Here is a 24811-nt window from a genome sequence, read left to right as displayed (position 1 = left end):
CTCACACCCGCGGATGGTTCAGGTTCGGCCGATGGCGGCCGTTGGTGAGGCCGGCGCGGAGCGTGCGTCACCAGACGAAACCGACCTGAGACCAGTTGCAGGAGGTGCCGATGTCGGCTGCCAACACCCCCGGAGCACCCCGGCAGGAGCGCTGTATCAGCTGTGGCGCGGGCATCGTCGTCGAGCCGGCAGTCGACGCCTCCGACCTGATCTTCTCCTGTTCCGAGTGTGCGGGAAGCGCCCGCTCGGTGGTGGCCGAGAGGGTGGCCACCGCCACGGCGCCGATCGATGCCCTGCACCGGTCCGTGGAGCGGGTGCTCGGCGGGCGTACGGGCATCGACATCCGCGTGCTGGAGCCGGAGTCGGCGGTCGTGGTCGCCGTGCCGTCGGGCTACCGGTGGTACGTGTACCCGCCGTTCGCCGGTGTCATCAAGGTCGTCGCCCCGCACGCGGTGCTGCACGGACCGGACCTGGCGCCGGTGCCCGGGCTGCCGCTGATCATGCTGACCGCCGTCGAGGACCTGCGGGACCTGATGGACTCGACGCAGACGGGGCCGGTGGCGCAGCTGATCGAGGCCGATCTGACGGCCCGGATGGAGATCGACCTGTTCGATCCCGACGCCCTGCTCGACGGGGGGATCTGAACCCGGCCGCCGGGTGCGGGCCGGCCGCGATACTGGACCGGTGCGCCTGATCGACCATCACTGTCACGGCGTGGTGACCGAGCCGCTCGACCGGGCCGGGTTCGAGTCGCTGCTGACGGAGTCGGACCGCCCGGCGCCTCCGGGCTGCTCGATGTTCGACTCGCAGCTGGGTTTCGCCGTACGGCGCTGGTGTGCGCCGGTGCTGGGCCTGGATCCGCACGCCGAGCCGGATGTCTACCTGGCCCGGCGCCGCGAACTGGGCGCGGACGAGGTGAACCGGCGGCTGCTGCGGGCGGCCGGCGTCGACGTGTTCCTGGTCGACTCCGGGTACCGGCCCGGTGAGCTGTCGGACGGGCCGGAGATGGGGGCGGCCGCCGGGGCGGAAGTGCGCGAGATCGTACGTCTGGAGGCGGTTGCCGAAGCGCTGCCGGAGGCAACCGCGGCGGGTTTCGAAGGCGCTTTCGCGGTGGCCCTCGACCGGGCGGTGGCGGGCGCGGCCGGCGTCAAGTCGGTCGTCGCCTACCGGTACGGCCTGGATTTCGATCCGTTGCCGCCGAGCCGGCGGGAGGTGGCCCGGGCCGCGGGGAGGTGGCTGCGCCGCGGCCGGCCACGGCTGGACGACCCGGTGCTGCTGCGCCATCTGATCTGGGCCGGTGTGGAACGCGGCCTGCCCCTGCAGTTCCACGTCGGCTTCGGCGACCCGGATCTCGATCTGGCGCGCTGCGATCCGCTGCTGTTGACCGGCTTCCTGCGGGCGACCCGCGATCGGCGGGTCAGCGTCATGCTGTTGCACTGCTATCCGTTCCACCGGCAGGCCGGTTACCTCGCCCACGCGTTTCCGCACGTGTACGCCGACGTCGGGCTGGCCGTCAACCATGTGGGCGCCCGTGCCGAGGCGGTGGTCGCCGAGTCGCTGGAGCTGGCCCCCTTTCACAAGGTGCTCTATTCCTCCGACGCGTTCGGGCTCGCCGAGCTGCATCATCTGGGCGCGCTGGCGTTCCGGCGGGCGTTCGGGACGGTGACCGGCGCGTGGGTGCGCGAGGGACGGTGGTCGGCGTCCGGCGCCACCCGGGTGGGAGACCTGGTCGGATCCGCTAACGCTGAGCGGGTGTACCGGCTATGAAAGAAGGATGGCTATGCCCGGGGTGCATGAGTTGCGCGAGCGGGGCGTGCGCGGCGTCGTTCTTTCGTACGTGGACACGGCCGGCATCAACCGCGTCAAGACCGTGCCACTGTCCCGGCTGGAGCACGCCGTCCAATGGGGTGTGGGTATGTCGCCGGTGTTCGACGTCTTCCTCGCCGACGACTCGATCACCAGCACCGACCAGCTCGGCGGCCCCGACGGGGATCTGCGCCTGCGCCCGGATCTCGGCCGGCTCGTGGTGCTGGCCGGGCAGCCGGGCTGGGCGTGGGCGCCGGCCGACCGGTTCACTCAGCGGGGCGAGCCGTGGGTCGCCGATCAGCGCGGTTTCGCCCGACGGATGGCGGGCCTGGCGGCGGCCGAGGGTGTGTCGTTCCGGATGGCGATCGAGGTGGAGTGGGCGGTCGGGCGCGACGGTGACGATTTCGTCGCGGCGTGCCGGGGTCCGGCGTACGGGATGACGCGCCTGGTCGAGTTGAGCGACTACGCCCGGGACGTGCTGATCGCCCTGGAGGACCAGGGTGTCCAGGTCGAACAGTTGCATCCGGAGTATGCGGCCGGGCAGTTCGAGGTGTCCGTCGCCGCGAGCGATCCGGTCGGCGCGGCCGACGACAGTGTCCTGGTGCGCCAGACCATCCGGGCGGTGTCGCACCGGCACGGGTTGCGGGCGTCGTTCGCGCCGGTGGTGGTCGCGGATCGGGTCGGCAACGGCGGGCACGTGCATCTGTCGGCGTGGCGGGACGGGGTCGACCTGTTCGACGGGTTCCCGTCCGGTGACGGCGGGTTCGCGGCGGCCGGGATCCTGGATCACCTGCCGGCGCTGCTCGCGGTGGGCGCGCCCACCCCGGGAAGCTATCTGCGGCTGGTGCCGTCGCGCTGGGCGGGGGTTTTCGCCTGCTGGGGTGTGGAGAGCCGGGAGACGGCCCTGCGGTTCGTGCCGGGGACCGCGGGTCTGGCCGGGGCGGCGAACCTGGAGGTGAAGTGCTTCGACCTGACCGCGAACCCGTACCTGCTGCTGGGCGCGCTGGTGGCGGCGGCGCTGGACGGGCTCGCCGGGCGGCGGCCGTTGCCGGAGCCGGTCGCCGGTGATCCGGTGAATCTGCCGGGTGTGCCGCGGTTGCCGACGACTCTGGACGCGGCGGTGGACGCGTTCGCGGCGGACGCGGTGTTGCGGGAGGCCTTCGGGGGGACGCTGTTCGACGCCGTCGTGGCGGTCCGCCGGGCCGAGGCGGCCCGGTTCCGCGACTCCGGGCCGGAGGATGTGGCCGCCGCTCTGCGGTGGGTCTACTGAGAGGCCCTCGGACGGGCTGACAAAACGCGGAACGCGAGTATGCTTCGCGTCCACCATGATCAGCATCACATCCGCCACCCGGGCGCCGCAGATCCGTGCCGCCGTGACCGCGGTCGTCGTCCTCGTCGCCGTCCTGGCCGTTGCCGCCGTGTCGGATCCGTCGGGCCTGCTCGCGCCGATCGGCGGCCGGGGGCTGCCGGTGCTGGGTTCGGGCGGCGTCTACCGCTGGGCGCCCCTCGTGATCGGTCTCCCGGTCCTGCTCGCCGGCACCGCCGTCCCCACCTACGTGGTGGCGAGGTATGCGGCGGCCCGGTGGGTGTTCGCCGCCACCTGGATCGCGGTGATCGGCGCCGGCGCCTGGGCGACCGCCGCGAGCGGGTTCGCGTCGGCGCTTCCGATGGTGGGGCCGCACCTGTCGGCCGGCCAGGCCCTGACGTACGCGCTCAGCACGAGCGGCTTCGCGGCGCTCAAGTTCCTCCTGGCCGGCTGGCTGGTCGCGGCCGGCGCGGCGCTCGCCGCCCGGTTCGGGCCGCGGCCCGCGCCCACCGGGGCCGGGTCGTCGCCGATCGTCTTCCCCGTCGCGGTCATGGTGCTGGTGACCGGGCTGGCGGCGATCGGGCCGGCGGCTCACTGGTGGCGTGGCGGGCCGGTCGGCTACGCGTTCGACGGATTCCTGGCCGCGCCCGGCGCGGCCGCCGGCGTACCCGGCTTCCTCGCGGGCACGGTGCTGTTCCTGGCGATGTTCGCCGGGGCCGCGCGGTCGGCGGGGCGGCGGCTGACGCACACGGGCCCGCTGGCGGTGTCGACGACCGTGGGCCTCGCGTCGGTGGTGGCGGGCCTCGGCCTCGGCGTGGTCGATGCCGTTCTCGCCGCGACGCCACGGCCGGCCGGCGCCGGCCCGGACCGGTGGTGGATCGCCACCTCGCTGATCAGCGTCGCGACCGGCGCCGGTTACGGAGCGGTGGCCGGTCTCCTCGGCGCCGCCCTGGTCGCCGTGGGATGGCGGCTGCGGTCGCGGGTGCTGCCGGTCGCGGCGACCGGCGTACTCGTGCTGGTTCTCGTGCCGTTGATCGGAGCGCCGGCTCCCGCGGGACCGCCGGCGCCCGGGCCGGTCGCGGCGTCCGGCGGCATGGAGTTCCTCCGGGTGCTCCCGGCGAGTGCCGGGGACGGGCTCGCCACGATCGGTGACGTCACCGGCCGGCAGGTGATCCTCCGCGGGGTCAACGTGAACCAGCTGATCGACTACCACCTGCGTGATCCGGCCGTTCCGGCGACCCGGCCGCTGACCGACGGCGACTTCGAACAGATGGCGGCGATGGGCTTCAACGTCATCCGTCTCGGCATGTCGTGGTCGCGGCTGGAGCCCGAGCGCGGCACCTTCGACGAGTCGTACCTCCAGCAGGTGAAAGCGGCGGTGGCCGGGGCGAAGGCCCACGGGATCTACACGGTCCTGGACATGCACGAGGACGCGTGGGGCAACGCGATCGCCCGCCCCTCCGAGCAGTGCGGTGGCGGGACGACGCCGGCCACCGGCTGGGACGGGGCGCCCGGGTGGGCGACCGTCACCGACGGGACGGCGCACTGCCAGTTCCTGGCCCGCGATCTGGCGCCGGCGGTGGCGACGGCGTTCGGGAACTTCTACACCGACCGCGACGGCATCCAGAGTGAACTCGTGCGCACGTGGGCGTGGGTCGCTCAGGCCTTCGCCGGTGAGCCGGCCGTCGCCGGTTACGACCTGCTCAACGAGCCCGGGATCGGAGCGAACCCGCCGATCAGCTCGGGGCTGCTGCTCGGCCGGTACTACGACGCCGCGATCACGGCTGTCCGCCAGGCCGAGCGGGCCGCCGGAGGGCACACCCACCTCGTCTTCTTCGAGCCGAGCGTGCTGTGGTCCGGCCTCGGGTTCGACGCGGCCCCGGCGCCCGGTTTCACCGGCGACCGGCAGCTGGTGTTCGCGCCGCATCCGTACAGCGAGTCCATCAGCATGGACCAGGGCCTGGGTCTGACGATCGCGTCCATCGAGCGGAATCTCGCCACCTCGGCGCGGGCCGCCCGGGCGTACCGGGCCGCGCTGTGGTTCGGCGAATGGGGCTGGTTCGGCGATCCCACGGTGGACGGCGCCAAGGTGCGGCGCTTCGCGGCGGCGCAGGACCGGCTCGGCGCCGGTGGCGCGTTCTGGGTGTGGCGGCAGGGATGCGGCTCGCCGGAGACCGGCGCCGACGCCACGACGTCCGGGAACCTGGTCGCGGTCGACTGCCGTACCGGTGCATCGATTCCGCCGCCGGCGGGTTTCGCGCGACCGCTGTCGAGGGCTTTCCCGCGCGCGCTGCCGGGCCGTCTGGACTCGCTCGTCTCGGACCCCGACGGTGGGCTGCGGATCACCGCCACCGCCGACGGCGAACCGGCGAACTGCCAGATCGACATCTGGGTACCCGGGGACGCGGTGCCCCGCCTGACCACGACGGGGATCACCGGCCTGTCGTCGACGCGGGTCACCGGCGGGTGGCGGATCGGCGGCTGTGCCCGCGGCGCCTACTCCGTGACGTCGTAGCGTACGCGGATCTGCGTACGCGGAGAGCCGCCGCACGACGGACGACCCGAGGGCCCTGCCGCCGGACGATGGCCCGGTGTGGTTGACAACGAAGCAGCGGGTGGACGGCGTCGAGCGGGTCTGCCGGGTCATCGGTCTGGTGCTGATCGGCGCCGGGTTGTTCCACCTCGCGGTGTTCGCCGTCGATGGCGGGCCCTGGCAGGGGCCGGTGTCGTGGCGGAAGCCGATCACGTTCGGGCTGTCGTTCGGGATGACCCTGCTGACCGTGGTGTGGCTGTCGGCGTACCTGCCGTTGTCCCGCCGGAGGCGCGGATGGCTGCTGGGGATCTTCGCGGTGGACTGCTGCGCCGAGGTCGCCGGGATCACCGTGCAGGCGTGGCGGCATGTGCCGTCCCACCTGAACCGCGAGACCGGCTTCGACTCGGCGGTGTCGACGGTGCTCGCGGTCGGCGGCGGCGTCCTGGTGGTGGTGCTGGGGCTGCTCGTCCGGGCGGCGTTCCGGGCACGGGTGGCGCCGAGCATGCGCCTGGCGTTGCGGGCCGGCTTCGTGTCGCTGCTGATCGGGCTGATCTCCGGTGCCGCGATGATCGCCCGGGGCGTGGTCACGGTCAACGGCGGCGATCAACAGCGGGGGTACGAGGTAGCCGGTTTCCTGAAGCCGGTACACGCGCTCGGCCTGCACGGTGTCCTGGTGTTGCCCGCCCTGGCCTGGCTGCTGTCCCGGACCGGCTGGGACGAGACCCGGCGTACGCGTACCGTCGCCGTGGCCGTGGCCGTCTACGGCGCCGCCGTCGCGGCAGCCGCGGCGTACTCGCTGGTCTGAGAGGATGGGGCGGTGCGGGCTGACCTGGTGCTGGCCGTGGTGCTCGCGGTGGCGGCCGCCGTGGGCAGCAGGGGCGCCGCCGAGGTGAGCCACCCGGCCGTGCCACTGGATGCGGCCGGTTACGCCCTGGTGGTCACGGCGGCCCTGGCCCTCGCGCTGCGGCGCCGGAAACCGCTGGTGAGCCTGGTGGTGGCGGCCCTGTGCACGGCCGGTTACCTGGCCGCGGGCAACCCGTACGGCCCGATCCTGGTCCTGCTGATGGTCGCGGTCTACAGCGCGGCCCGGCACGCCCCGCTGCCGGCCGCGCTGTGGTGTGCCGTCGCGATGGTGCCGCCGCTGCTGGTCCACCTGTTCACCGCGGAGGGCCGGCTGGGCTGGCTGGGTGTGGTCCCGGTGGCCGCCTGGGTGGTGGTGCCGGCCACCGTCGGGTACGGGCTGCGGTTGCGTTCCGCCGCGGCACGGCAGGCGCGGGCCGAGGCGATCCGCCGGAGTGTGGACGACGAGCGGCTGCGGATCGCGCAGGAGGTGCACGACATCGTCGGGCACGGCCTGGCCGCCATCAAGATGCAGGCGGACGTCGCGCTGCACGTGATGGCCCGCAGTCCCGGGCATGCCCGGCCGGCGCTGGAGGCGATCAGCCGCAGCAGCCAGCAGGCCCTGGACGAGTTGCGCTCGACGCTGGCGACCACCCGCGGCACCGACGTGGGCACCCCGCCGGCCGGGCTCGGCGGGCTCGACCGGTTGCTGCGGCGGATGGCCGACGCGGGGGTGGACGTGCGCCTGCACACCGACGGCGAACGGGACGCGACGCTGCCGCCCGCGGTGGATCTGGCCGCGTACCGCGTCGTGCAGGAGTCGCTGACCAACGTCCTGCGCCACGGCGACGGCGGGCCGGCCGACCTGACCATCCGGTACCGGCCGGACAGCGTCACGATCACCGTCGTCAACCCGCTGACCGGCACCTCCCGTCCCGGGACGGGCTCCGGCATCACCGGCATGCGGGCCCGGGTGGAGGCGCTCGGCGGGCAGGTCACCGCGGGTCCGGTGGAGCGGCGTTTCGAGGTCCGGGCCCGGCTTCCGTGCGAGGTCGCGGCATGATCCGCATCCTGATCGCGGACGACCAGGATCTGATCCGGTTCGGTCTGCGCACCCTGATCGACAACGAGGACGGCCTGACCTGCGCCGGTGAGGCGGCGGACGGTCTGACGGCGGTGGCCGAGGCCGCCCGTACCCGTCCGGACATCGTCCTGATGGACATCCGCATGCCCGGCATCGACGGGTTGGAGGCGACCCGCCGGATCGCCGCGGATCCCGCCCTGGCCGCGACCCGGATCATCGTGCTGACCACCTTCGAGCACGATCAGTACGTCTTCGACGCGCTGCGGTTCGGGGCCAGCGGTTTCCTGCTCAAGGACACCACTCCGGCCGAACTGGTCCGCGCGATCGGGGTGGTCGCCGAGGGCGGTGCGCTGATGTCGCCGTCGGTCACCCGGACCCTGGTTCGCGAGTTCGTGGCGCTCCACCGGCGTACCCCGTCGCCGCACCCGCTTCTCGCCACGCTGACCGCCCGGGAACGCGAGATCATGGTGCTCGCCGCCGAGGGGCTGAGCAACGACGAGATCGCCGCGCGGCTGGCGATCAGCACGGCCACCGCCCGGACCCACGTCAGCCGGGCCATGCTCAAGCTCGGCGCCCGGGACCGTGCCCAGCTGGTGGTGTTCGCGTACCAGTCGGGTCTGCTCGGTTAGCTCTGGTAAACAGCGGCCTCTTGCTCTACAAATAGGCATGCGCCGCCTCATGATCATCATCGTGCTGCTCGCCCTCGGCGCCGGAACGGCGTTCGGGCTGAGCGGTGCCCTGCGGCTGTCCTGGACCCCGGCCACGGTGATGGCCGAGCCGTCCGGCACGGCGCCGCGGCGGACCCCCGTGGCGTCGCCGATCGGGTCGGTGACGATGGACCGCCACACGCACCGGCTGGACGTCGCGGCCCGGGCCGTCACCGACGCCGTCGCGGGGCAGGACGCCGACGGCGTCCTCACGGTGGTCGTGGGCGAGGGCGGCGCCGGCGAGGACTACCGGATCGACCGGACCGCCACCGGCCTCACGCTGACCGCGGCGAGTGAGGCGGGCGCCGCCAACGGCCTGTACTCGGTGGCCGACGAGATCCGGTCCGGCAGGCCGGTCACCACCGGGCCGGTGACGCCGAAGCTGGGCCTGCGCCTGACCGACGTGGGCTCGGTCGGCCGTGAACCCGACGCGGCGCGCTGGAGCAGGGGCACCGACTACTCGCTCAACTCCGACATCGTCACCGGCACGCTGCTGCCGCGGGCGCCGTGGGTCGACCAGGCCGCGGTGGAGCGGGTCGCCGCCCAGTTCCGGCAGTTCATCGACCACTCGGCCGCGCAGGGCTACAACGGCGTCGTCGTGCCCGGCTTCCTGGAGTACGTGACCTTCGCCAACGTCGGCGACGGCCACGCCGTCTACCCGGCCGGGGACCCGCACATCGCCCGCGCGCAAGCCATGGTCACCGCGTTCGAGCCGGTCTTCCGGTACGCGGCGGACATGGGCATGCGGGTCTACTTCATGACCGACATGCTGGCGCTCTCCGGGCCGCTCGAGGAGTATCTGGCCGAGCAGTCCGACCAGTGGGCGGTCTACCAGGCCGGACTGCGTGAGCTGTTCGCGAGCATGCCGTTCGCGTCCGGCCTGATGATCCGCATCGGCGAGGGCGGCTCGGCCTACGCCGCGCCGGGCTGGGACTACTTCTCCCGCATCGCCGTCACCACGCCCGAGAAGGTGCGGGCGATGCTGAAAGCCTTCCTCGCGGTGGCCGCCGAAAGCGACCGGGACATCATCTTCCGGACCTGGACGGTCGGCGTCGGCGCCGTCGGCGACCTGCACACCAACCCTCTTTCGTACGAGGAGGTGCTCGGCGGTCTCGACGACCCGCACCTGATCGTCTCGACGAAGTTCACGCTCGGCGACTTCTACAGCCACCTGCCACTCAACACCACGCTGGCCGTGGGTGACCACCGGCGCATCGTCGAGTTCCAGGGCCGGCGCGAGTTCGAGGGTTTCGGCTCGCTGCCCAACGACCTGACCGCCCTGCACGCCTCCGCCCTGAAGCAGGCGCTGGCCGGAAACGGGCACATCGAGGGTGTCTGGCTGTGGACGCAGGAGGGCGGCCCGCTGCGTGCCGGGCCGATGACGCTGTATCTGCGCGCCGGGTTCTGGCAGCTCTACGACCTGAACGTGTACGCGATGGGCCGGCTGGCCCGGCAACCGGACGCCGACCCGGGCGAGATCACCGCCGACTGGGTGCGCCAGACGTTCTCCACCGACCCGGAGACGGTGGCCGCGATCTGCCGGATGTTCGCGAACTCGCGGGCGGCCGTGACCAAGGGGCTGTACCTGACCCCGTACGCGGACAACGCGGTGAAGGCCCTCGGCCTCGAACCGCCGCCGATGATGTGGATCTTCGAGTGGGACATCGCCACCGGCGACTCGGCCGTGCTGAGCAGCGTCTACGCGATCAGCCGCGGCCACGTCGACGAAACGATCGCCGAGGGCGAGCAGGCCGTCACGATCGCCGCCGAACAGTACGCGGGCGTGGCCGCCACCGACCCGGCGACGTGGCGTGACCCGGCCCTGCGGGAGCACCTGCTGGACTCGCTCGCGTACCAGAAGGACCTGTACGGCACGCTCGGCGCCTACCGCACGATGTTCCTACGGCGGGCGCAGTGGCTGGACACCGGCTCGGCGACGGCGCGCGCGCAGTGGACGGCCGCGGAGATCGCGTACCGGGAGGCCCGCGACGTCTACGTGCGCGAGTACAGCGGCGACGTCGACCGGCCCGCCTACAACTTCACCGCGGCCGACCTCGGCACCGAACGGTCCGACCGGGATCCGGCGATGGCGATCCTGGCGCGCGTCCTGCTCGGCCTGCTGCTCGTCTCGATGCTGATGCCGTGGCGGCCGGTCCGGTCCCTCTGGCGGGCGGCGATCATGCCGTGGAAGGCGCCGGAGCACCCGGCACGGGCGGGACGGTGGGTCGCGATCCTGTTCCCGGCGGCCGCCCTGGTGCTCAGCCGCGCGATCTACACCTGGTTCGCGGCCCCGGCCCACCTGCTGGTGACGCTCGGCGCCTGGGTCCTGTTCGCGCTGGTGGCCCGGCTGCTGGTCCGCGGCCGGGACCCGTACGCCCTGTGGACGGTGATCGGCGGTGTGGCGCTGCTCCGCACGGTTCTGCTGCTGGCCGTGCTGGCGGTCCGCGGGCCGGGCCTCTACTGGTTCCAGTTCTGGACCGATCCAGTCGCCCGGACGGCGTACGTCACCGTCGCCTTCGCGGCCTTCGCCTGGCTGTTCGTGGCCACCGGCTCGGTGCTGCGCAGCCGTTACGGCTGGTCGCGGCGGCGGGTCACCGGCGGCGTCATGCTCGCGGCGGGCGTTCCGGTGCTGGCGGTCGGCGTCCTGATCCGGGCGGCCGGCCTGGAACGCGCGCTCAGTGCCTGGAACGACCAGATGGCGCTGCTGCCGTGGGGCCTGCACCGGATCCTGGGCATCGTGACGTTCCTCGGCATCCCGCCCGCGCTGCCGATCGGGATCATCGTCACCGGCGCCGTCCTGTCGGTCGTCGGCCTGGCGGCCACGGCCCGCGGCGCCGTAGCCGGACCGGCTATCCGGGCAGCCCGGAGGACGAGGAGATGTTCGAGCGGGTGCGGTGCTCCGGCGGACGCCCCGGACGGACGAGCGACGACAGCGGCAGCAGGATCCGGAAGGTGGTGCCGGCGCCGGGCGTGGAGTCCACGGTGATGGTGCCGCCGGCGTCGCCGACGATGCCGTAGACGGTGGCGAGGCCCAGGCCGGTGCCCTGGTCGGCCGGCTTGGTCGTGAAGAAGGGCTCGAAGAGGCGGTCCTTGACCTCCGCGCTCATGCCGGTGCCGTTGTCGCTGACCGTCAACTGGGCGTAGCACCCGGCCGGCAGGGGCTGGGCCGGATCGTCGGGAACCTCGACGGTTCTGGTCGCGATGGCCACGAATCCACCGCCGGGCATCGCGTCGCGGGCGTTGATGACGAGGTTGAGCAGGATCTGGTCGAGGCGGCTGCGGTTGGCGTACACCGGCAGGGCGCTGGAGCAGGTGTGGCACCGCAGGGTGATGCCGGCGCCGATGGCCCGGCTCAACAGGTCGGCGGCGTCCGTGACGACCGTGTTCAGATCGACGATCTCGACGTGGGTCGGTTCCCGTTTGGCGAACAGCAGCAGCTGGCTGGTCAGTTCCCGGGCCTGGTGGGCGGCGTTGCGGATCCGGGTCAGGTCGTCCGCCACCGCGTCGCCGGTGTCCTCGGCGATGAAGTCGACGCAGTTGAGGATGATGGCGAGCAGGTTGTTGAAGTCGTGTGCCACGCCGCTGGCGAGCTGGCCGAGACTCTCCAGCCGGGCGGCCCGCGCCGCGCGTTCGTCGGCGATCCGCTGCTCGGCCTCCCGTTCTCGGCGGGCGGTGACGTCGCGTTCGGTGGCCGCGCCACCGATGAGCTCCCCGTCGTCGTCACGCAGCGGCCAGACGTTGGTCGACACGAAGATCTCGCTGCCGTCCTTGCGCCGTCGTGGCGTCTCCTCGAACCGGAACTCGATGCCCTCGGACAGGCCCCGGAGCACTTCGGCGTGCCGGACATCGCTGTCGGGTTGCAGGAGCATCGCCACCCGGCGGCCGATGGCCTCGTCGGCGGTGTAGCCGTAGAGACGCTCCGCGCCGCTGTTCCAGGTGGTGATGGTTCCGTCGAGAGCGAGTGTCAGGGTGGCGTCGGCGGACTGTTCGACGATCGCGGCCAGGATCGCCTTGTTCCTTGCCTTGTTCACCAGGTTGCGCGCCGCCGTCCAGGTGAGCACCGTGGCGATCACGAGGCAGGCGACACCGACCACGACCATCAGGGTCAGCCCCCGGGTGCTGGTCGTTCGTGCCGCGGCGGCGTCCGTCTCGGTGTCCGCCTGCGCCTCCACGGCAAGCTGATCGACCGCGGCGGCGACCTGGTCGAACCAGGCCAGCGCCTCACCCGCGACCAGATCGTTGGACGCCGCGATCATGGCCGGCGTGCCGTCCCGGTACCCGGCCACGATCCGCGCGTCGACTTCCATGAACCGGTCGAAGGCGCTCTCGGCGGTGGCCAGTTGCCGCCGTTCCTCCGTACTGAGGTCATGGGCTCCGATCCGGGCGAGGTCCTGCCGCAGAGCCTCCGCGGAGGCCAGGAACTTCGCGCGCAGACCCACGGTGTCGGTGGTGGCGTCCGGCACGCCCCGGATCGCGTCGAACGCGTACGCGGTCTGCCAGCCGTTGAGGTCGGCGGCGCGGAACTTGGCGATCAGCGCGTCCCGTTGCAGCCCCGCGGACGCCGCCACGCGTTGGTCCGCGTTGCGCTGCGCGACGATGTTCGAGACGGCAGCGCCGATCATGACGACCAGCAGTAGCGTGACCGATCCGAAGGTGGCGCTGAGTCGCGCGCCGACACGAACGCGACGCAACCGCTGCATGTCTCCACTCCTGGGGAGGTGTCACACATAAGGCCAGTTCACGTCGATTTCGCGATTCCGCGACATCGCGAGGCGCGTCTCCGGCTGTTTACCTCACATTAGCGGCAGATCGTCCGGGAAAAGGGCGGATCAACCGCGCTGCCGGTGGGTGACCGCCTCCGGGCCGGACCCCGGGAAGAGGCCCGGAAGGTACGTGCGCACCGCACACTGTGGACTCCGTCGCGACCCGGGTGGACGTCGCCTTCCGGTGAAACATTTCCCTTGCCGAAGTGTTCAGCGTTTCCGCCGCCCGTCCGATCTGTATCGCAACGTGGCGGGGGCCACACCCGGCTGAGCCGGTGACGAGCATGGGGGTGTTATGAGCAGGTCGGACGAGATGCGTGGGTTCCACGGCCACCGGTGGGCGCGGTTGGTGAGCGACCTGAAGGTCGGCACCAAGATCGGGATGGCGGTGGGGGCGATGGGACTGGCGGCCGCCGGGGTGGCCACCATCGCGCTGACCAACATGAGCACGATGCAGAACCAGTCCGACTACATGTACGGCCAGACGCTCGTACCGATCACCGACCTGACACGCGTGCAGCACGCCACCGACCTCATGCAGAACCGCCTGCTCAACGCCGCGATATCCACCGACCCCGCCCAGGTGCGCACGTTCCTGCAGGCCAGCCGGGACCAGGACGCGCTCTTCCAGGCGGCCTTCGCGGCCTACACCAGCACGGACATGACCGGCCGGGAGAAGGCGGTCGCCCAGGTCGAGAAGGCCGTCGCCGCCGTGCAGAAGCTGCGTGACACCAAGCTCGCCCCGGCCGCCGAAAGCGACGATCGAGAGGAGTTCGCCCGCATCCGCGACAAAGAGGCCAAGCCGATCCTGACCGCCCTCAACGGTGGCCTGGAGGACCTCATCGCGACGGAGTCCGCCGCCGCCCGCGCCCGCAACGACGAGTCGCGGGCCACCGCCGACCACGCCCGCACCACGGTGACCGTGTTCGTCGTCCTCGGCGTGCTGCTGGCCGCCGCCGCGAGCTGGCTCATCGCCCGCGGGATCACCGGCCGGCTGGCGCGGTGCGTGGAGGTGCTCACCCGGGTCCAGGGCGGGGATCTGACCCAGCGGACCGGGATCACCGGCCGCGACGAGGTGGCGCGGCTGGCCGTGGCACTGGACGCGTCGACCGGGTCGACGGCGACGATGGTGCGTGAGGTGACCGACAACGCCACGCAGGTGGCGGCGGCCGCGGAAGAGCTGTCAGCGGTGTCGACGCAGTTGTCGGCGGCGTCGGAGGAGACGTCGGCACAGGCGGGGACGGTCTCGTCGGCCGCCGACCGGGTGTCGTGGAACGTGCAGACGGTCGCGGCCGGCGCGGAGCAGATGTCGGCCTCCATCGGCGAGATCGCGGGCAACGCGGGTGAGGCGGCGCGGGTGGCCACCGAGGCGGCGCAGGCGGCCACCCGGACGAACAAGATCGTGACGCAGCTGGGGCAGTCCTCGGCGCAGATCTCCGGCGTGGTGCAGCTGATCACGTCGATCGCGGAGCAGACGAATCTGCTGGCGCTGAACGCGACCATCGAGGCGGCGCGGGCCGGTGAGCACGGCAAGGGCTTCGCGGTGGTGGCGACCGAGGTGAAGGACCTGGCGCAGGAGACGGCGCGGGCCACCGGTGACATCGCGTCGCGGATCTCGGCGATCCAGGACGAGACCACGCAGGCGATCGCGGCGATCGGGGAGATCGCGGAGGTGACCGGCCGGATCAACGACTACGCGTCGACGATCGCGGCGGCGGTGGAGGAGCAGACCGCGACGACCAGCGAGATGGTACGGAACGTGGCCCAGGCGGCAACGGGCACCGGGGAGATCGCCGGAAACATCGCGGGGGTGGCGACGGCGGCGGATTCGGCGGCGTCGGGCGCGTCGGAGACACAGGCGACGGCGAACAGCCTGGCCGCGATGGCGACCGGCCTGCAGCAGCTGGTCTCCACCTATCAGACATAGCGGCCGAACTCACACCGGTGGCCGGACCGAAGCGGGTCCGGCCACCGGTTCGTCTCCTCGACGGAACACTTCACCTACGCAAGCAGTTTCGCCTTCGCGGCGGTGAACTCCTCGTCCGTGAGGAGGCCGGCGGTCTTCATCTCCCCCAGCCGGACGAGCTGTGCCATCAGGTCGCCTCCGGCCTCCAGCGCCGGCACCGGCGCCGGCGCCGCCGCGGTGACCGGCTCGGCGACCACGGCCGGGACGACGACGTTGGTCGAGACCGCGCCGGCCCGGCGCAGTTCGACATCACGCTGGTAGTAGTGCTGAGACCAGTACTGCCGAACCGCGTTCGCCTGCCGGAGGATCAGATCGCGTACGCCGGCGGGGTTCTCGATGGAGACGAGCTTGAGCACGCGCTGTCCGAACCTGTCGGCGTGGGCCGGGTCCAGGCGGAGGGTGAGGTCGCCGACGCCGCGCACCCGCTGGGTGATGTGCTGGGTGATGTCGGCGTCCATGACCAGCCAGATCGGGATGATCTCCTCCCGGGTGGAGACGACGCCGGAGGCGAACCGGATCGCGTCCTCGGTCACCGTGTAGGAGCCGGTCTGCAGGCGGCCACCGGTGGCGATCGCGGTGAGGTCCTGAGAGGACCCCGACCACAGCACGTTGACGCTCTCCGGATGCATTTCGGTCATCCCCGCCATGGTTTCCTCTTCCTCCCGAGAATGTCGTACCCCCTGAGTATCTTCGTCCGCGTTCCCCCTCCTGCCGAAAGGTGGTCCGGATGCCGGCCGAAACGACGTACCTCGAGCTCTCCGAGGACAACGGGAGTTCCCACAAGTTCTACGAGGTGACCGTCGACGGCGCGGATCTCACCGTCCGCTTCGGGCGGATCGGTGACCGGGGCCAGGTCAAGCAGTCGTCGTTCGCCACCGAGGACAAGGCCCGGGCCGAGGCGTCCAAGAAGATCGGCGAGAAGGTCCGTAAGGGGTACGCACCGGCCGTCATCGGTCAGCGGCCACCTCGCTCCGTCACCCGCCGGCAGATCGTCAGCACCCGCTCCACCGCCAAGAGCGCCCCCGTCCTGTGGCGCTACCGGACCGGCAGCCCCGCGTTCGGTGTCTTCGTCGACGACGACGTCTGCATGGTCGGCAACGAGGCCGGCCTCATCACCACACTGAACCACCAGGCCGAGGTGCAGCGGCAGTTCCGGCTTCCCGACGGCGTCAAGTGCATCGTCGCCGACGACCGCTGGATCTACGCCGGCTGCGACGACGGCAACGTGTACGACCTGTCCGGCAAGGTGCCCCGCCTGGCGTACCGCATCGCACCCGAGATCGACATCTACTGGCTGGACATCCACGACGGTGTTCTCGGCGTCTCGGACGCCAACGGCGGCATCGCGGCCATCGACCACGAGGACGAGTTCCTGTGGCAGCGGCCCGGCCGCGGCTCGTCCGCCTGGATGGTCCGCTGCGACGACGACGCCGTCCACCACGGGCACAGCACCGGCGTCACCAGCTACGACTGGCGCACCGGCCAGGAGCTGTGGCACACCGGCACCCGCGGCGCCGTCCTCTTCGGCTGGCAGGAGCGCGACACCGTCTACGCCGGCACGTCCGCCCGTCAGGTCACCGAGCTCGGCAAGAACGGCACGCACCGCCAGACGTACCAATGCGACGCCGCCGTGTTCTCCTGCGCCGCCGCCGAGGACGGCCGCTACGTCTTCGCCGGTGACAGCGCGTCCTCGGTCTACTGCTTCGACGCCGCCGGCACCCGCCTGTGGAAACTCGCCACCGGCTGCGGCTCCGCCTACTCCATGCAGTACCACGACGAGCGCCTCTACATCGTCACCACCGACGGCTCGCTGGCCTGCATCGACGCCAGCGAGCAGGCCATCCGGTCGGCCGTCGGCGGCACGGTCCCGGTGGCCGTGGACGTCAAGGCCCCGCCGCGCATGACCGAGGTGGCGCCCTCCACCACCGTCGAGATCGTCCACGACCCGGCCGACGGCGTCGTCGTCGAATGCGTGGAGGAGTCCGGCCGCCTCCGCATCCGGGTGGTGTCCGCCGGTTACCACCACGACTGGCAGGTCCAGTTCCCCAAGGGCATCCGGGAGAGCGGCACCCGCTACGTGGTGACCGGGATCCGGGAGGCCTCCCGCGGCGGCTTCTACCGCGCCTACGGCGACATCCGCCGTCTCGGCTGACCGAGGTGATCCGGCCGGCCGTCGTCAGGGGGTCAGAACGATGGTCGAGATGCTCCGGGCGGGGACGGTGACGGTGACCTGTCCCCCGTCGACGGTGGCCGGCTCGCTCGCCGCGTTCGCGTTGAGCGAGGTCACGTAGTAGTCGGCACGGCTGATGTTCTGCGGGGCCTGCACCACGGCGTTGTTCACGGTGCCGGCCGAGCGGTTGAGGACGACCAGGGTGATCTTGCCGCCGCCCTGGTAGGCGGTGACCTCCAGCGGTGACGCCTTGGTGCTCTTGGCCAGGCCGACACGCTGGTAGCCGGGGCGGACGTATTTGGCGAACTGGGAGAACGCGTAACCGCGTTTGAGCGGGGCGCCGGCGGTGGTGCCGTAGGCGGCCTCACCGTCACCGATGAACGAGTAGAAGCGCTTGCCGTACCACCAGATGTAGGCGCTCCAGTTGGCTTCCATAGACCTGTGGACCGTACGCATGATGTCGTCGAGGGTCTCGTTCCAGACGGTCGGGTTGGCGGGGTCCCCCCAAATGCCGGAGCCACTGCCGTCGGCCGCGTGGAGGTTCCATTCGGTCATCCACACCGGCTTGCCGTTCTGCGCGGCGAGCGGGTAGTCCTTCAGGCGGCCGGACGCCTCGGTGCCGTAGAGGTGGCCGCCGATGTAACCGATGTTGTCGCGGGCGGCCGCGTCGTTGAGGGTCGGGTCGGTGTAGCCGTAGTTGAGGTTGACCGCCTCGGCGACCATCAGCCGGGTGTTCTGGACCTTGGCGCCCTGGTCACGGACGAAGTCGCGCAGTTCGGTGCCGCTCCAGTCCATCGAGTCGTAGTCGGGGTGCCAGTCCGGTTCGTTCTGCACCGAGGTGACGTCGACGGTGACGCCCTGGCCGCGCATGTACTGGACGTAGCTGTTGAGGTGGTTGGCGTAGTCGTCGTAGTAGTCGGTCTTGAGTTTGCCGCCGTTGACGCGACTGTTGTTGGTCTTCCACGCGGCGGGGGCGGTCCAGGGCGATGCGAGGATCTTGACGCCCGAGCCGTACTGTTTCGCGGTCTTCAGGGCGTTGACCTGCGTGCCCCACTCGCTGGACACCGGTGAGACGCCGGTCCGCACGATCGACAGGCCGAACTGGTTGGCGCCCAGGCCGACCAGGGTCTGTGTCTCGGCCGTCGACCAGGCGCTGCCCCAGATCGACACCGCGGCCCCGAAACCGTCGACCGTCTGGTATCTGGTGGCGGTGTTCACGGTGATGTCCGGCGTGGCGCTGGGCGGGGTGCTCGGCGACGTGGCCGGTGCGGAGGTCGGCGTGGTGCCACCGGTGCAGGCCACCCCGTTGACGGCGAAATCCACCGGCGCCGGGTTGCCGGTGGTCCAGGTGCCGTTGAAGCCGAACGAGACGCTCCCGTTGGTGGCGATCGTGCCGTTGTAGCCGACGTTCCTGGCGGTGACCGCGGCGCCGGTCTGGGTGAGCGTCGTGTTCCAGGCCTGGGTCACCTGCTGGCCCGCGCTGTAGGACCAGGTCACGGTCCATCCGTTGATCGCGTCGCCGAGGTTGGTCACGGTCACGGCGGCGCCGAATCCGCCCTGCCATTGCGATGACACCGCATAGTTCACCGAGCAGCCGGCCGCCGCCGCGGCGGGGAGCGCCACCACGGTCGCCGCCGTGCCGGCCAGCAGGATGCCACCCAGCCCGGCGCCCCACCGGGCACCTTCGACTCCGCGCATGTTTCCCTCCTGACGGGGATGACGGCTCGACGATCGCGGGGATCGGTCGTCACGGATTTCTCGCAGCCGATTCCCGCATGCTACGGGAGCGCTCCCACTCATTCAAGGAATCGCTGAACAGGCAATATGCCCAGCTCAGCACGCCTCCGACCAGAGGAGCGCCTCCGCCATAACACTTTTTCGAACATCTATTTTCATGAATGGGTTGTGGCCTCCACCCGGATGGACGACGGGGGCGCCGCCGACCCGAAACCGACCATCCCGGACGCCGGGCGGCTCGGTCACGGTCAAGCGGTTCCCGATGACCGCGCCCTGACATTGACTCCGTGACCAGGGTCGTCCAAAGTCAGAGTCCCGCCCGGAAGCGTCCACACGCCGCCGGGCCACGCACCCACGGGCGGTGACGACACATGCCAGCCACGCGTACGGACGGCACCACGCTGGTCCGCGCCGCGCGAGCCGGGGACCGGGACGCGCTCGAGGAGCTCGTGGCGGCGCACCTGCCGATGGTCTACGCGCTCACCGCGCAGGCGCTCGACGGGCACCCGGACGTCGACGACGTGGTCCAGGACGTCATGGTGCGCGCTCTCCGGCAACTGCCGTCGCTGCGGTCCCCGGAGAGTTTCCGGCCGTGGCTGACCGCCATCGCGTTACGCCAGATCAGCACCCACCAGTTGCGGATGAGGCAGGCCGCCCAGCGCACGGCCGCGGTCGAGGAGGCGGAACGGCTGCCGGGCGCGGGCTTCGAGGGGCTCACCCATCTGCGCCTGGAGCTGTCCGATCAACGCCGTCAGGTACGACAGGCGGCGCGCTGGCTCGACGCCGGTGACCGGGCGCTGCTGGCGCTGTGGTGGCTGGAGGTCGCCGGCCGGCTGTCGCGGTCGGAGCTGGCGGAGGCGCTGGGCGTGACGGTGAGCCATGCCGGGGTGCGGATCCAGCGGATGCGCGGTCAACTGGATCTGGCCCGGGGCATCGAGGCCGCGGTCGGCGCCCGGCCGGTCTGCCCCGGTCTGGCCGGTGAGACCGCGGGCTGGGACGGGACCCCGGGGCCGCTGTGGCGCAAGCGGCTGGCCCGGCACCTGCAGTCGTGCCGGTCCTGCCGCCGTGAGGCGGAGGATCTGCTGCCGGCCGACCGCCTGCTGGCCGGTCTCGTCCTGATCCCGGTGCCGGCCACGGTGACCGCGGCGGTTCTCGCCAACTGGACCCCGGAGAACGTGGTGGCCGGCCTCGCCCGGCCGGCGGTCTCCGCTTCCGGCGCGGCGGCGGACCGGGCCCGGTGGCTCGGCGCACGAATACGCCCGGCGGTCGTCGCCGTCGTCGCGGGAGCCCTGGCCATCGGCGCGGCGGTGGCCGTGCTCACCGCCCCCGACGAGCCGGAGGCGACGGCGCCGGCGCCGGCGCCGGCCGTGCCGGCGGTGCCGACCGGTCCCGTCGCGCTGGAGTCGGCGAACACCGCGGGAAGATACGTCACCGTCTCCAACGGGGCCGGCGTGCTGGCCACGGCCCGGGACCAGGCCACCTTCCAGGCGGTCGCCGGGCTGGCCGATCCGGACTGCCTCTCCCTCCGCACGGCGGACGGGCGCTACCTGCGGCACGAGTCCTGGCGGTTGCGGGTCCACGAGGACGTGGGAACGAACCTGTTCCACGGGGACGCCACGTTCTGCGTCCGGGCCGGGTCGATCCCGGGTTCGGTGGCACTGGAGTCGTCGAACTACCCCGGCTGGTTCCTGCGGCACCGCGGCAACGAGCTGTGGGTCGACCAGTCCGACGACAGCGCCGCCTTCCGCGCCGACGGCTCCTTCCTGATCCGCCCGGCAGCACAGCGCTGAGAACACCGCAAGGCGGCGCGGAACACGGCGAGGGGCGGGCCTGCCCCTCGCCGTGCGACTGTCAGCGCTGGAGCGTCAGCAGGCCCGGCCGGTACGGCAGGAGCCCGTAGTCGCCGCCGGAGCTGGGCGAGCGGCCCTGGTAGAGCAGCCGCAGGTTGCAGGGGTCGACGGTCATGGTCTGATCGGCGCCGGTCCGGATCAGCTCACCGTGGCTGATGTCGTTGGTCCAGGTGGCGCCGCTGTTGGCCTTGCCCGCGAACGGGTTGCTCTCGGAGGCGGCCTGCGGTGTCCACGTGCCGCCCAGGCTGGTGGCCGTGAAGGACCGGAAGTAGCGGCCGTTGGCGCCGATCGCCTCGACGATCATGAGGTACTGGTTCTGGCCCTGGACTTTGTAGACCTGGGGCGCCTCGAACAGGTTGTTGGTGCTGTCGCTCATGATCACCGTCGAGGTGCTGCCGAAGCTGCCGGGGAAGTTCCCGATCGGCATGCTCGCCCGGTAGATCTTGCCGTTGTCACCGGCGAAGAACAGGTACATGTTCGTGCCGTCGCCGATCAGCGTCTGGTCGATCGGCCCGGTGCCGGAGCCGCTGATGCTGCCGGAGAACAGCGTCTGCGCCGACGACCAGCCGTTCGGGTTGGTGGGGTCGCTGGAGGTGCGGTAGGAGAAGGCCGGCCCGCCCCACTGGTAGGCGAGGACCCAGATGTTCTTCGGCGCGAAGTAGAACAGCGACGGCGCCACGGCGGAGAACGACGTCATCGTGTTCTGACTGGCCGACGCCATGTCGCTCCAGTTGGTGAACAGGCCGAAGTTCATCGACCCCCACGAGCTGCCGTTGTCGTGCGTGGTCGCGTAGACCAGCTGGCGGCCGTTGTAGGGCGCGTGCGTGAAGTCCTTGAGCGACACCCATCCGGACTTGGGGTTGGCCAGCGAGCCGGTCGAGGACCAGCGGTAGGTCGACGGCAGCGTGCACGTGCCGCCGGTCGGGGTCGTCGTGGGCGTGGAGCCGCCGATCCGGACGAGCTGCCATTGCTGGTTGGCGCCGTTCCAGTCGGAGTACTGCACGACGTTCGCGCCGTCAGCCGTCGACGCGCCCTGCACCTCGACCGCCTTGCCGCTGTTGCGGTTGATCAACTGGATGTAGCCGTCGACATCCTCAATCTTGAACTGTTGATTCGTCGTGTTGTTGTCCGTCCACTGCACGATCGCGCCACCATCGGCCGTCGACAGGTTGTAGACGTCCAGAACCTTGCCGGAGTGCCTCGACCGGAGCCGGTAGAAACCACCACCGGAGTCGACGAACTGCCACTGCTGCTGCGCCTGATCGTTACGCGCCCACTGGGTGATCCGGCCACCGTCGGCCGTGGACAGGTTGTAGACGTCGAGAGCCTTGCCGCTGTTGCGATTGACCAGCACGTAGGAGGCGCTGGTGTCGATCGTCGCGGCGGACGCGGCGGACGCGGTCACCGCGACGGCGCCGCCGCCGGCGAGCAGGACCATCGCGGCCAGGGCGGCACGCCATCTGCCGCGGCGAGCCCGGGTGGATGTCATGAGCGGTTCTCCAAAAACCTCGGGGATGTACGGGGAAAGCGCGGCCGCCACTGGCACGAGAGCGTGCGGGATCACGCCTCAAAGGGGTGGTGAGGCCGCATCCAGGACCACAGTGAAAGCCGTCTCCGGGAACGCTACCAATTGTTGGAGCGATATTTCCAGACCCCATCATGGACAGCAAAGGATGCTCACCTATCGCACGATTAGCCAGCTCATAGGGCATCCATTCAGGCTGCGACCAGATAGGCGTGGTTCACATAACAGATTTCCGGAAACCGATTCTTCGCATCATGCTGATATCGCTAACACGGATGCGGAGCACGCACATTCGCGGCCCGGAACTGGATGTGCGAGCGCACCATCTATGGCGCGTGGGACGGGCGGCTGTCACCCCAGATCGACCGGACCAGCCGGCCGGTCGACACGGGCCGCCCGCCACCACCAGGAGCGCGAGCACCTTGCGGCACCCCAGCGGAGGAGGATGCACAGTGGAGCCGGCTTGTGGTGATCGATCAGGTACGAGCTGGGCCGGCATCGAGGCGCTCGAGGAGCTGCCCGTGCCGGCCCAGTCGCATGGGTGGTGCGTGACGGTCACCAGACGCGCAGGCGGCCGCTTCCCGCGGTGAGTCCGGCGAGCGGGCCGGCCGCGTACGTCCGGCCCGGCTCTTTGCGGAGGCCGGTCAGGTCGGTGTCGATGACGGCGGGGCTGCCGTCGCGCTCCTCGAACTCGGCGTCGGCGAACCGGACCCGGGGCAGGTCGCGGCCGCCGATCGGGGCGAGGCCGGCGTCGTCGAAACCGGCCGGAAGGTCGGTCACCAGGTAGGCCTCGTCGCCCTCGGTGACGATCGTGGCGGACGCGCCGTCCAGGGTCACCGGGTCGCGCTCCCCGGCGAACGGGCGGGCGCCGGCGGCGTAGACGTTGCTCCGGGCGTACACGGCCTGTTTGATGGTGAGGAATCTCTGGTGGTCGCCTTGCGGCTGGTCGTCGATGCGCTGGAGGTACTCCTCGAACGAGGCCGGGTAGGCGTCGTAGCCCGCGGTGCCGGCGAAGGCCGGCGACATTCCCTCGGGCATGGCCGCGTACGCCGTGTCCCGGTCGCCGCCGACGAACAGGTTGCCGATCCACCGGTCGTCGCCGCCGACGATGAACGCGTAGCCGGCCACCTGCGTGCTGTGCGGCCGGTGGTACGGCGTGGCCCGGTCCATCACCGGCTCCACCCACACCGTGCCGCAGAACAGGTTGTTGACGAACGCCCCGCCCTGGCTCCACAGCTCCAGCGACGCGGGCGACGCGAGGATGTTGTGCTCGACCAGGTACGGCCCGTGGCTGACCTCGATGAACAGGTCCCGGTTGTTGTCGTGGTAGACGTTGCGGGAGACCCGGGTGCCCTGGGTCTGCCAGTCCAGCCAGGTGCCGAGCGAACAGTCGTGGATCCGGTTGTGGCGGATCTCCACGTCGATGGCGGCGTGCAGTTTGATACCGCCGATCTCGTATCCGTAGAACTCGCGTTTGATCGCGATGTGGTGGATGTGGTTGTCCTCGATGGTGGAGAAGACGCAGCCGAGGTGACCGACGATGCCGTTCTGCCCGCAGTCGTAGATGTGGTTGCGGCGGATCACGTGCGATCCGATGTGCTCCCGGTCCCAGCCGATCTGCCGGGCCGAGAAGACCGCCTCCAGCTGGTACTGGTAGCCGGGCTTGTCGCCGCGTTCGGTGGCCCAGTTGTGGCCGGTGGAGGCCTCCTTGCCGATCGAGATCGCCGAGCATTTCGCGTCGTGGATGACGTTGTCCTCGATGATCCAGCCCTTGGCCCAGTTCGGGCCGATGAGCCCCGGCTGGTCGGCGGTGGGCGGCGTCCACGGGGTGGCCGCCTGGGCGAGTTCGAAGCCGCGCACGGTGATGTAGTCCAGGTGCGGCACGAGCGGGTAGAACACCGACCGGCGTACGTTGATCTCGACGAGTTCGGTGTTCGGGTCGGCGCCCTGGAAGTTGGCCCAGATCGTGGTGGCCTCGGCGCCCACCTCCGCGTACCAGACCAGCAGGGTCTGCTCCGGGTTGCGGACCCGGTCGGTGACCCCGGTCCAGTTGTCGATCATGTCGATGCGCTTCTCCGGGGCGGACACCTCGGCGCGTGAGCCGGCCTCGTAGAAGCTGAGGCCGTTGAGGTAGACGTCGCCCAGGTGCTTGCGGGGCTCCTTGCCGTCGTGCACGACCCAGTCGCCGGCGAGCTCCTCGGCGTACGGATTGAAGTCGCCGAAGAGCGTGTTGGGCACGCTCGCCCGCCAGACCGTCCCGCCGTCGTTCTCCCAGCCGGTGATCCGCTCGGATCCCTTGATGACGACGTGCTCGCCGTCGGCGGCCTGGTAGGTGATGCGGCGGTGGTCGCTGAGCCCGCCGCGCCGGGGGGTGACCCACTCGCGGTACTCACCGGCGTGCACGATCACCGTGTCGCCGGGCCGGGCCAGGCCGGCGGCCCGGTTGATGGTCCGGAACGGCCGCTCCGGGGAGCCGTCGCCGTCGTCGGATCCGGTGGTCGCCACATGCAGCGATGTCATATCG

Annotated in this window: 15 protein-coding genes and 1 pseudogene; 11 read left to right on the top strand and 5 right to left on the bottom strand. The window is 71.2% G+C overall.

Annotated elements, in window-relative coordinates; genetic code table 11:
* Positions 1-110 precede the first annotated feature (110 nt).
* The 8 genes from J5X75_RS03195 to J5X75_RS03160 all read left to right on the top strand — a co-directional run bounded on the left by J5X75_RS03195 (position 111) and on the right by J5X75_RS03160 (position 11262).
* The gene (locus J5X75_RS03195) at positions 111-644 is read left to right on the top strand and encodes a hypothetical protein (protein ID WP_208465738.1); all 534 of its coding nucleotides are present in this window, start codon (positions 111-113) and stop codon (positions 642-644) included.
* A 40-nt stretch (positions 645-684) separates the two neighbouring features.
* On the top strand, positions 685-1767 hold the full coding sequence (locus J5X75_RS03190) for an amidohydrolase family protein (RefSeq protein WP_307797902.1): 1083 nt from the start codon (positions 685-687) through the stop codon (positions 1765-1767).
* Positions 1768-1780: 13 nt separating this feature from the next.
* Positions 1781-3076 carry a type I glutamate--ammonia ligase gene (locus J5X75_RS03185; protein WP_208465737.1) on the top strand — a complete coding sequence of 432 codons (1296 nt, stop codon included), beginning with the start codon at positions 1781-1783 and terminating at the stop codon, positions 3074-3076.
* A 55-nt stretch (positions 3077-3131) separates the two neighbouring features.
* Complete coding sequence (locus J5X75_RS03180; protein WP_208465736.1) at positions 3132-5627, top strand: glycoside hydrolase family 5 protein; 2496 nt, start codon at positions 3132-3134, stop codon at positions 5625-5627.
* Positions 5628-5703: 76 nt separating this feature from the next.
* Complete coding sequence (locus tag J5X75_RS03175; RefSeq protein ID WP_208465735.1) at positions 5704-6450, top strand: hypothetical protein; 747 nt, start codon at positions 5704-5706, stop codon at positions 6448-6450.
* Positions 6451-6462: 12 nt separating this feature from the next.
* Positions 6463-7548 carry a sensor histidine kinase gene (locus J5X75_RS03170; protein WP_208465734.1) on the top strand — a complete coding sequence of 362 codons (1086 nt, stop codon included), beginning with the start codon at positions 6463-6465 and terminating at the stop codon, positions 7546-7548.
* A complete protein-coding gene (locus J5X75_RS03165; RefSeq protein WP_208465733.1) occupies positions 7545-8198 on the top strand; it encodes a response regulator in 654 nt (217 codons plus the stop codon). Before J5X75_RS03170 ends, J5X75_RS03165 begins: the two co-directional genes overlap by 4 nt.
* Before the next feature lie 37 nt (positions 8199-8235).
* Positions 8236-11262 carry a hypothetical protein gene (locus J5X75_RS03160; RefSeq protein WP_208465732.1) on the top strand — a complete coding sequence of 1009 codons (3027 nt, stop codon included), beginning with the start codon at positions 8236-8238 and terminating at the stop codon, positions 11260-11262.
* A gap of 1 nt (position 11263) precedes the next feature.
* Here J5X75_RS03160 and J5X75_RS43880 read toward each other — a convergent pair.
* Positions 11264-12376, bottom strand: a pseudogene (locus tag J5X75_RS43880) (two-component system sensor histidine kinase NtrB); the annotation flags it as partial.
* A 958-nt stretch (positions 12377-13334) separates the two neighbouring features.
* On the opposite strand from J5X75_RS43880, the gene J5X75_RS03155 reads away from it, so the two are divergent.
* Complete coding sequence (locus J5X75_RS03155) at positions 13335-14966, top strand: methyl-accepting chemotaxis protein (RefSeq protein ID WP_238487279.1); 1632 nt, start codon at positions 13335-13337, stop codon at positions 14964-14966.
* Positions 14967-15040: 74 nt separating this feature from the next.
* Here the strand turns inward: J5X75_RS03155 and J5X75_RS03150 are convergent, their stop codons facing one another.
* Entirely contained in the window at positions 15041-15643 is a 603-nt protein-coding gene (locus J5X75_RS03150) for a PH domain-containing protein (protein ID WP_208465731.1), read from the bottom strand.
* A gap of 89 nt (positions 15644-15732) precedes the next feature.
* Here J5X75_RS03150 and J5X75_RS03145 point away from each other — a divergent pair, with 89 nt between their 5' ends.
* A complete protein-coding gene (locus tag J5X75_RS03145; protein ID WP_208465730.1) occupies positions 15733-17157 on the top strand; it encodes a WGR domain-containing protein in 1425 nt (474 codons plus the stop codon).
* A gap of 24 nt (positions 17158-17181) precedes the next feature.
* Here J5X75_RS03145 and J5X75_RS03140 read toward each other — a convergent pair whose 3' ends face one another.
* The gene (locus tag J5X75_RS03140; protein ID WP_208465729.1) at positions 17182-18873 is read right to left on the bottom strand and encodes a cellulose binding domain-containing protein; all 1692 of its coding nucleotides are present in this window, start codon (positions 18871-18873) and stop codon (positions 17182-17184) included.
* A gap of 410 nt (positions 18874-19283) precedes the next feature.
* Between J5X75_RS03140 and J5X75_RS03135 the strand changes: the two genes are divergently transcribed.
* Positions 19284-20702, top strand: coding sequence for a sigma-70 family RNA polymerase sigma factor (locus tag J5X75_RS03135; protein ID WP_208465728.1), 1419 nt, complete (start codon positions 19284-19286; stop codon positions 20700-20702).
* Positions 20703-20763: 61 nt separating this feature from the next.
* Here J5X75_RS03135 and J5X75_RS03130 read toward each other — a convergent pair whose 3' ends face one another.
* Positions 20764-22251: a non-reducing end alpha-L-arabinofuranosidase family hydrolase gene (locus J5X75_RS03130; protein WP_208465727.1), complete on the bottom strand. Its 1488-nt coding sequence runs from the start codon at positions 22249-22251 to the stop codon at positions 20764-20766.
* Positions 22252-22842: 591 nt separating this feature from the next.
* On the bottom strand, positions 22843-24807 hold the full coding sequence (locus tag J5X75_RS03125; RefSeq protein ID WP_208465726.1) for a right-handed parallel beta-helix repeat-containing protein: 1965 nt from the start codon (positions 24805-24807) through the stop codon (positions 22843-22845).
* Positions 24808-24811: the final 4 nt, after the last annotated feature.

The sequence above is a fragment of the Actinoplanes flavus genome (assembly GCF_017592555.1).
GTDB classification, from domain to species: Bacteria; Actinomycetota; Actinomycetes; order Mycobacteriales; family Micromonosporaceae; genus Actinoplanes; species Actinoplanes flavus.
Note: the sequence above shows the minus strand (reverse complement) of the source record. Positions and strands in the feature narration are given on the sequence as shown.

What these genes read in the sequence shown, in the direction of transcription:
- J5X75_RS03160 (WP_208465732.1), top strand. Translation starts at nt 8,236, where the DNA reads ATGCGCCGCCTCATGATCATCATCGTGCTGCTCGCCCTCGGCGCCGGA.
- J5X75_RS03140 (WP_208465729.1), bottom strand. Translation starts at nt 18,873, where the DNA reads ATGCGCGGAGTCGAAGGTGCCCGGTGGGGCGCCGGGCTGGGTGGCATC.
- J5X75_RS03135 (WP_208465728.1), top strand. Translation starts at nt 19,284, where the DNA reads ATGCCAGCCACGCGTACGGACGGCACCACGCTGGTCCGCGCCGCGCGA.
- J5X75_RS03150 (WP_208465731.1), bottom strand. Translation starts at nt 15,643, where the DNA reads ATGACCGAAATGCATCCGGAGAGCGTCAACGTGCTGTGGTCGGGGTCC.
- J5X75_RS03165 (WP_208465733.1), top strand. Translation starts at nt 7,545, where the DNA reads ATGATCCGCATCCTGATCGCGGACGACCAGGATCTGATCCGGTTCGGT.
- J5X75_RS03180 (WP_208465736.1), top strand. Translation starts at nt 3,132, where the DNA reads ATGATCAGCATCACATCCGCCACCCGGGCGCCGCAGATCCGTGCCGCC.
- J5X75_RS03155 (WP_238487279.1), top strand. Translation starts at nt 13,335, where the DNA reads ATGAGCAGGTCGGACGAGATGCGTGGGTTCCACGGCCACCGGTGGGCG.
- J5X75_RS03125 (WP_208465726.1), bottom strand. Translation starts at nt 24,807, where the DNA reads ATGACATCGCTGCATGTGGCGACCACCGGATCCGACGACGGCGACGGC.
- J5X75_RS03145 (WP_208465730.1), top strand. Translation starts at nt 15,733, where the DNA reads ATGCCGGCCGAAACGACGTACCTCGAGCTCTCCGAGGACAACGGGAGT.
- J5X75_RS03195 (WP_208465738.1), top strand. Translation starts at nt 111, where the DNA reads ATGTCGGCTGCCAACACCCCCGGAGCACCCCGGCAGGAGCGCTGTATC.
- J5X75_RS03185 (WP_208465737.1), top strand. Translation starts at nt 1,781, where the DNA reads ATGCCCGGGGTGCATGAGTTGCGCGAGCGGGGCGTGCGCGGCGTCGTT.
- J5X75_RS03130 (WP_208465727.1), bottom strand. Translation starts at nt 22,251, where the DNA reads ATGACATCCACCCGGGCTCGCCGCGGCAGATGGCGTGCCGCCCTGGCC.